Origin of the sequence: Microcystis sp. M113S1, assembly GCF_020246945.1 — a bacterium.
Classification (GTDB): Bacteria; Cyanobacteriota; Cyanobacteriia; order Cyanobacteriales; family Microcystaceae; genus Microcystis.
This window is the reverse complement of sequence record NZ_JADBSA010000175.1, coordinates 20684-27721: the sequence shown is the minus strand read 5'-3', so window position 1 is coordinate 27721 and position 7038 is coordinate 20684. Positions and strand designations below refer to the sequence as shown.

The window sequence follows — 7038 nt, the reverse complement described above, 5'->3', positions numbered from 1 at the left end:
CAGGGGGAAAATTCAGGTACTTTTTCCCTGAAAATTAGGTAGTTGACCACCTGAAAATCGGTAACACCCATCCCCCATCCCCCATCCCCCAACCCCCAACCCCCATCCCCCACCGAAAAACTTTTTCAGCAGACCCTATTTACTAATAATTTCGGCGGGTTGCGGATTAGGAATCGGTTCAAAGTTGTGGTCGTCAGCCAGATATTCGGGATAGGTGGAGAATTGGGGTAGTATTTCTAGGGTAAAAGCCTCGGCAGCTTTCGAGCGATAGCGATTCGGGTTAATAATTACCGACAAAGTGCGTCGTACTTCCACATCTTTAATTCTGGTAGCGTGGATAACTCCCATTTGTAGTTCTTTTTCGATCGCTGTCACCGAGACAAAAGCCGCCCCCAAACCGGATTGTACGGCATTTTTAATCGCCTCGATCGAGTTAAGTTCCATCTCCACTTTTAAGCGCTTGGTATCGATCTCGCAACGAGTTAAAACCTTGTCGATAACTTTGCGAATCGTCGATTGGGAATCGAGGGTGATAAATTTTAGTCGATATAAATCCTCTTTTTGAATCATTTCTACCTTAGACAGAGGATGAAAAATAGGCAGGACTAAAGCCAGTTCATCTTCTGCGTAGGGGATAATCCGCAGGGTTTCTTGTAATTCGGCGGGAACTTCTCCCCCGATAATGGCTAAATCCACTTGACCGTTAGCAACGCTCCAAGAGGTGCGACGGGTGGAATGAACTTGTAGCTGTACGGATACTTCTGGGTATTTTTGCCGAAAAAGCCCGATCATGCGGGGAAGAAGATAGGTTCCCGTGGTTTGGGAAGCGCCGACGATCAGGGTTCCCCCTTGCAGATTTTGTAGATCTTCGATCGCCCGACAGGTTTCTTGACAGAGAGTGATAATTTTTTCGCCGTAGCTTAAGAGTAGGTATCCCGCTTCCGTTAATTGGGCTTTCCGACCGCCCCGGTCAAATAACGGCACATTTAGCTGTTTTTCGAGGTTTTGTACCTGAAGACTGACCGCCGGTTGAGATACATACAGGGTATCTGCCGCCCGTTTAAAGCTTCCTTCGGCAGCGATCGCTTTGAGAATTCTCAGTTGGTCTAGGGTGAAAGGAATGTCGGTCATAGAAAGCCTCAAAAACAGCGACGGGAGAAGGGGAGGACAATAGCGACAAATCTTAAGCCAGTGCCGATAAATACACTGAATTGACAGTACCACACCACGGGGATCAATGCTTCAGGTAGTTCCAGTTATCAGTTATCAGTTATCAGTTATCAGTTATCAGTTATCAGTTATCAGTTATCAGTTATCAGTTATCAGTTATCAGTTATCAGGAGACAGGAGACAGGAGACAGGGCTCTTCTGGTTTCTGTGTGAAAACGAGGTCTATACTGATAGAATATCCGCAAAATAGCCCTAAAAGTCTTGCTCGATAAGCATTTCACGATTCCATAAGCAAAAATTATCACACAAAGTCGAGAAGATCCGAGACAGGAGACAGGAGACGGGAGATTATTTTTATTTATTCTTCCCACGTCCCCACGTCCCCACGTCCCCACGTCCCCACGTCCCCACGTCCCCACGTCCCAACCCCTCACTGTTTACTGTTTACTGTTTACTGATCACTGAAAAAGGCTGCCTGAGCAATTATTGCATTGACTTTTGTGTACCACTTAATCGTTATTAACCAAGAATCTTAATGATATTTTAAGATTTTTTAAAAAACCGCCCCTAGCCGAGATGAACGTATATCCTAGAGGGGAGCGAGCATAGATTCCTATTCCCGTTCGATCGCCCCCTAATTCTCTGGAGATCAGCACCCATGCTTACTTTGCTCCGTTCCCTGCTATTTTCCACCCTATTAAGTTTTGTTGCTCCCGTCCTCTTGGTGGGTTCTATTTTAACTGCTTTATTGGCCACCAGTCATGTCCCCGGCTTTACTTGGGTTTGTCAGACCGGTTTTAGCCAAATCCTGCAATTTTTAACCATTTTCGGCGGCGGTTATCCCCTACAAGGAATGTTAACCATCGCTGTCACCTTTGCTTTTGTTGGCAGTTTATTCGATTTATTTAACTTTTACGTCTATCAAACCAATCGGGGACAGTAGCAGGCAAAGGGTGATAGGGACTGTCTAGAATGGGAATGAGGTTTTTATGGGATCGAATCGTCTATGCGCCCTATTTTCTACCGTTTTTGGCTATTAACAATAATTTCCCTGCTGCTCACCCTGAGTATCGGGATTGTCAATCCCCAACCTAGTTTCGCACGCTCGTGGATGGATTTACTTTTTCGCGGTGTGCAGGTTATTCAACTCGCCACTATTTCTCCTCAGCAGGAAGTTGCCCTCGGTAGGCAGATTAATCAGGGTTTATTAGAATCAGGTAAAATAAAACTGGCCAAAGATGCCAGAATTAACCAATATGTCCAAGAAATCGGCCAGCGATTAGCGGCAACTAGCGATCACCCTGAGATTCCCTACACTTTTCAAGTGGTGCGCGACAATAGCATTAACGCCTTCGCAACCATGGGCGGATTTGTCTATTTACACACGGGATTGATTAAAACTGCTGATAATGAGGCAGAATTAGCCAGCGTCATTGCCCATGAAATCGGCCATATCGTCGGTCGTCATTCTATCACCCAATTACGCAATACTGCCCTCGCCCAAGGACTTCTCAGCGCGGCGGGATTAGACACAAAAACTTGGGTACAATTGGGAGTCAATCTCGCCTATAATCTGCCCAATAGTCGCAAGGATGAATTAGAAGCGGACCGACTGGGTTTAAACAATCTAGCTGAGGCTGGTTATGCACCCACGGCGATGATCTCCTTGATGGGAAAATTAGCACAACAGGGGGGTTCTACCCCGACAATTCTCAGCACCCATCCTGCTACAGGCGATCGCATTTTGGCACTGCAAAAACAGCTTAATTCGGTTAATAACAAGCAGAATCAAGGTTTAGACGAGGATTATTACCAATTGCAGATTCGTTCTCTCCGCTAATCAGACAATTTCCCGAACGGATAAAAACTCGGCCACCGCTTGATTAAAAATTTCAGGTTCCCCTAAAAATGCCCAATGATTACCCGGTATCTTTTTAATCTCTAGAGAAGTTAAATACCTTTTATAGGATTGAATTTGCCAAGCAGTGCGATTTAATCCCTGCTGGGGAAGGATTAATAAACTGGGAATATCTAAAGTTTTAGTTAATCCGGCAAACCCCATGACATCCTCAAAAATTTCCCCGCGTGCCGATAAAGTAAATTTACTGCTCCAACTGCCATCAGCTTTTTGTTCGATGGCATTTTTAAACACCTCTTGCTGTAGATTTGACCAACCTTTATATTGTTTTAATTGACGAGCGATCGCTTCTATGCTCTGATAACTATCAAAGGAGCGAGTAATCTTTAAAAAGGGCAAAACTTGATAGAGAATTGGAAAAGTTATCCTAATCCAACTAGGCATTTTATCGATAAAAAAGGGATCGACTAAAATTAAACTCTTAAATACTTCCGGCTGTTGAGTTGCCCAAATTGCCGCTATTTTAGCACTCCAAGAATGACCTAAAATATGTGCTTGCGTCCAACCTAAATGATTAATTAAAGCCCTTAAATCGCCGATATAATCCTGAAAGTGATAACCGGTTGCCGGTTTACCGCTTTCCCCATGTCCCCGCAAATCTGGGGCAATAACTTGATAATTTGAGCTTAAATAATCGCCCAAACTTGACCAAACCAAAGCATGATCCGCCATGCCGTGCAATAATAATAGAGGCATACCTCGATCGCTCCATTGTAAATAGGAAATTTCCATCGAGTTATTGGTAAAAGTCTGGCGTTGTGGCATAAATTCTCGACTGATTTTTACTCTATAATTTACCTATCACTTAATAAAACTTCATACAATGGCACTACAATCTCCGATCACTGGGACTAGCTTAGAGCAATTGTCTTGGACATGGCAAGGTCACACCATCCCCTACACTGTGCGGGGAGAAGGACAACCCCTAGTATTAATTCACGGTTTTGGGGCATCTATCGGTCATTGGCGCAAAAATATCGCCGTTTTAGCGGAAAATGGCTATCAAGTCTATGCCCTAGATCTTTTGGGATTTGGGGGTACAGATAAGCCCGCTTTAGATTATAGTCTCGACCTTTGGCTGCGGCAAATACAAGACTTTTGGCGAGAAAAAATGGCAAAACCGGCGGTATTTATCGGTAATTCCATCGGGGGACTGATTACCTTAATGCTGATGGCAGAATCTCCCGAAATCACTGCTGGAGGAGTAATTATTAACTGTGCCGGAGGATTAAACCATCGTCCCGAAGAATTAAATTTGCCGCTGCGTTTAATCATGGCTGCCTTTACTGGTTTAGTTAGTTCTCCGGTGACAGGAAAGTTTATTTTTGAACAGGTAAGGCAGAAAAATCGCATCCGGAACACCTTAAAACAGGTTTATCGGGATCATGCTGCGATTACCGAGGAATTAGTCGAAATTATCTATCAACCCTCCTGTGATGCGGGTGCGTGGGGAGTGTTTGCATCGGTGTTGACAGCACCCCCCGGACCTTCTCCCCAGGAATTATTACCGCAAATCGATCGCCCTTTATTGGTACTCTGGGGAGAGGATGACCCTTGGACACCGATCGCCGGTTCGGTAATTTACCAAGAAAGAGCTAAAATGGGAAATAATACCCAATTTTATCCGATTGCCAAAGCCGGTCACTGTCCCCACGATGAACATCCCGAAAAAGTTAATCAATTAATTTTGAGTTGGCTGTCGGAATTGACACTCCCCCGCTAACCGCTCGCGCGGTTTAACGGGAGTCCTCTCGCGACCTTGAGATAGAGATTTAGTCGGCTGCATCTCACATTTGCAGAAACACCGACAATCAGCAATTATCAGTGACTCTTAAACTGGTACAAATATATGAACAACTGCGTGTAAGCATCTCACAGTTAACCTAATGCGCGAGGGGTTTGGGGGGTAGAACCCCCCAAGAGTTTGGATTGAGTGATAAAATCGAAATAGAAAATGCGGGAACAGGTTATCGAAGATTTTAGCGATTAATAGTGACTGGAGAAATCTGCCAATCGGGGCGAAGATTTTTCGCCCCTTGCAGATAGACGTGCTGCATTTCGCTTTGCAGTTTGAGAGTATTAACGTGGAGAATTACCCGAATACACTTGTCCAGACTACCAGCGACGTGCATCTGTTGCACATCGAGGAGGGGGACATTTTGCCAATGGGGACGTTCGCGAGCGATAGCAGCGGGAAAAATCGCGTCTAAATCCTGAGTTGCCGTAAAGATAATACTAACAATATCATCGGGATCGAGACTATTGTGGATTTCGATCGCTTCGAGGAGTTCTGTCACTGCTTCTCGTATAGCTTCAATAGTATTAACCGTTACTGTCGTCGCTCCCCGAATGGCTCGAACCTTCCACTGCACGATTGTCATCCTCCGCTAACCTGATGAGTCAATTTTAGGGGTTAACGCGCCCTTTTTCTCGACTTTAATTTGGCCATCAGGGTCGGTATAACCACAATAGTTGTCCGTTAACTTCCAATTCAAATTCTAGACGCTGTAGGGTTTTTTGTAATCCTAGGGGTATTTGGGAACGATTGCCCGTCAGACGACTGAGGAGGGGTTTCGGTTCTTCGATAGTCTGACATTTAGTTTTATCTGGGGGTAATCCTGCCAATTCTAGCGCCCAAAGTCGGGCATCTTCCTCGGTTCCCAAGCGATCGACCACTCCTAATTCTAAAGCCTGTTGACCGGTAAAAATGCGCCCATCGGCAAAACTTTTCACCTGATTGACATCTAAATTTCTAGCGCTGGCGACGGTTTGCAGAAATTGCTGATAACTGGTATCGATCATATCCTGGAGAATTCTTTCTTCTTCATCAGTTAATTCTCGATCGAAGGAGAGAATATCTTTATAAGGGCCAGATTTAATCACTTTAAACGAAACTCCCACCTTATCCAACAATCTTTCCAGATTGTTCCCTCTCAGGATAACACCGATCGAGCCAGTAATCGTGCCGGGGTTAGCCATAATATAATTGGCCCCCATAGCGATATAAACGCCGCCAGAGGCGGAAATATTGCCAAAACTAGCGATTATTTTCGTATTTTTTTGTAACCGCTTCAATGCTTCATAAATTTCTTGGGAATCCCCCACGGTTCCCCCGGGGGAGTCAATGCGGAGAAGTAGGGCGGGATATTGCCTTTCTTTGACGATTTCTAGGGCTTTTAAGACTCTTTTGCGGGTATCGGAGGCAATTGCACCTGTAATTTCTATTCGAGCGATTTGTTTGCGGGTTTTCGGTTTAAAAGGCCAGACCATCAGGTTTAAATATCTCTAAAAAAAGGACTCTTTCTAATCTAACGCTTTGATCGTTCCAGGTTAAGCAAACATTATATTTCAGAATTTCAGGCTAAAATGTCTGGTTAGGTGTATAACAACATTAACTGGCCAGAGTTGAGGTAGGCGAGGTGAGTATTTAGGCAAGAGAGCGGGGAATAGGAAGTGGGAAGTGGGGAGCGGGTTTTTAAAGTTCGATTGGAAGTTAATCATACTATTAAAAACAGATTTGCTATTAGAGTTTTTTTCTTACTTTGTAATCAAGAAAATGGTCTATATTTTCAGGTGAAATAGCCCGCTAATGCCAAAATATCTAGTAAGGGAAAAAAGCCAATACTCGACCAGGTTTTAGCGAATGGTTCTGCGCTCCTGATTGAAAGGGAGGCAAAGGTCTGTACGCAGGAGAATTAATCCTATTAAATAATCCAGAAATTACTGTTATAATTGAGGATAAAGAAAGTTATAATTTCTGGTTCTTCGTTACTTGGTATGGTTCAATAGGGTTGCATAAATCGACTAAATCCTTATCTGGCAAAAGATTTAATTAATTAGGGCTTGCTGAATAAAGCTAAAAACCTTGTTGGGTCAGACTTTTAGACTTTTTGTCAATCAAAAAGTACCGGATATGGGAGTGATCCGGGGGAAAATTCAGGGACTTTTTC

The 7038-nt window shown here is 44.1% G+C and carries 7 protein-coding genes; 3 read left to right on the top strand and 4 right to left on the bottom strand.

Going from position 1 to position 7038, the window contains the following annotated elements; translation table 11 throughout:
- Positions 1 to 135 precede the first annotated feature (135 nt).
- Positions 136 to 1131, bottom strand: coding sequence for a LysR family transcriptional regulator (locus tag IM319_RS08970; protein ID WP_286826850.1), 996 nt, complete (start codon positions 1129 to 1131; stop codon positions 136 to 138).
- Between the two features lie 697 nt (positions 1132 to 1828).
- On the opposite strand from IM319_RS08970, the gene IM319_RS08965 reads away from it, so the two are divergent.
- Both IM319_RS08965 and IM319_RS08960 read left to right on the top strand, forming a co-directional pair.
- Entirely contained in the window at positions 1829 to 2113 is a 285-nt protein-coding gene (locus tag IM319_RS08965; RefSeq protein WP_287079042.1) for a hypothetical protein, read from the top strand.
- A 63-nt stretch (positions 2114 to 2176) separates the two neighbouring features.
- Positions 2177 to 3010, top strand: a complete 834-nt coding sequence (locus IM319_RS08960) for a M48 family metallopeptidase (RefSeq protein ID WP_286826848.1) — start codon at positions 2177 to 2179, stop codon at positions 3008 to 3010.
- Here the strand turns inward: IM319_RS08960 and IM319_RS08955 are convergent, their stop codons facing one another.
- Positions 3011 to 3853 carry an alpha/beta fold hydrolase gene (locus IM319_RS08955; protein WP_287735339.1) on the bottom strand — a complete coding sequence of 281 codons (843 nt, stop codon included), beginning with the start codon at positions 3851 to 3853 and terminating at the stop codon, positions 3011 to 3013.
- 58 nt (positions 3854 to 3911) lie between these two features.
- Between IM319_RS08955 and IM319_RS08950 the strand changes: the two genes are divergently transcribed.
- Positions 3912 to 4811 (top strand): alpha/beta fold hydrolase, encoded by a 900-nt coding sequence (locus tag IM319_RS08950; RefSeq protein WP_287735337.1) that lies wholly within the window; start codon positions 3912 to 3914, stop codon positions 4809 to 4811.
- Positions 4812 to 5067: 256 nt separating this feature from the next.
- Here IM319_RS08950 and aroH read toward each other — a convergent pair whose 3' ends face one another.
- Both aroH and sppA read right to left on the bottom strand, forming a co-directional pair.
- Positions 5068 to 5469: a chorismate mutase gene (gene aroH, locus IM319_RS08945; RefSeq protein WP_287077106.1), complete on the bottom strand. Its 402-nt coding sequence runs from the start codon at positions 5467 to 5469 to the stop codon at positions 5068 to 5070.
- A gap of 67 nt (positions 5470 to 5536) precedes the next feature.
- Positions 5537 to 6358: a signal peptide peptidase SppA gene (gene sppA / locus IM319_RS08940; RefSeq protein WP_287676420.1), complete on the bottom strand. Its 822-nt coding sequence runs from the start codon at positions 6356 to 6358 to the stop codon at positions 5537 to 5539.
- Positions 6359 to 7038 lie beyond the last annotated feature (680 nt).

What these genes read in the sequence shown, in the direction of transcription:
- IM319_RS08970 (WP_286826850.1), bottom strand. Translation starts at nt 1,131, where the DNA reads ATGACCGACATTCCTTTCACCCTAGACCAACTGAGAATTCTCAAAGCG.
- IM319_RS08965 (WP_287079042.1), top strand. Translation starts at nt 1,829, where the DNA reads ATGCTTACTTTGCTCCGTTCCCTGCTATTTTCCACCCTATTAAGTTTT.
- IM319_RS08960 (WP_286826848.1), top strand. Translation starts at nt 2,177, where the DNA reads ATGCGCCCTATTTTCTACCGTTTTTGGCTATTAACAATAATTTCCCTG.
- IM319_RS08955 (WP_287735339.1), bottom strand. Translation starts at nt 3,853, where the DNA reads ATGCCACAACGCCAGACTTTTACCAATAACTCGATGGAAATTTCCTAT.
- IM319_RS08950 (WP_287735337.1), top strand. Translation starts at nt 3,912, where the DNA reads ATGGCACTACAATCTCCGATCACTGGGACTAGCTTAGAGCAATTGTCT.
- aroH (WP_287077106.1), bottom strand. Translation starts at nt 5,469, where the DNA reads ATGACAATCGTGCAGTGGAAGGTTCGAGCCATTCGGGGAGCGACGACA.
- sppA (WP_287676420.1), bottom strand. Translation starts at nt 6,358, where the DNA reads ATGGTCTGGCCTTTTAAACCGAAAACCCGCAAACAAATCGCTCGAATA.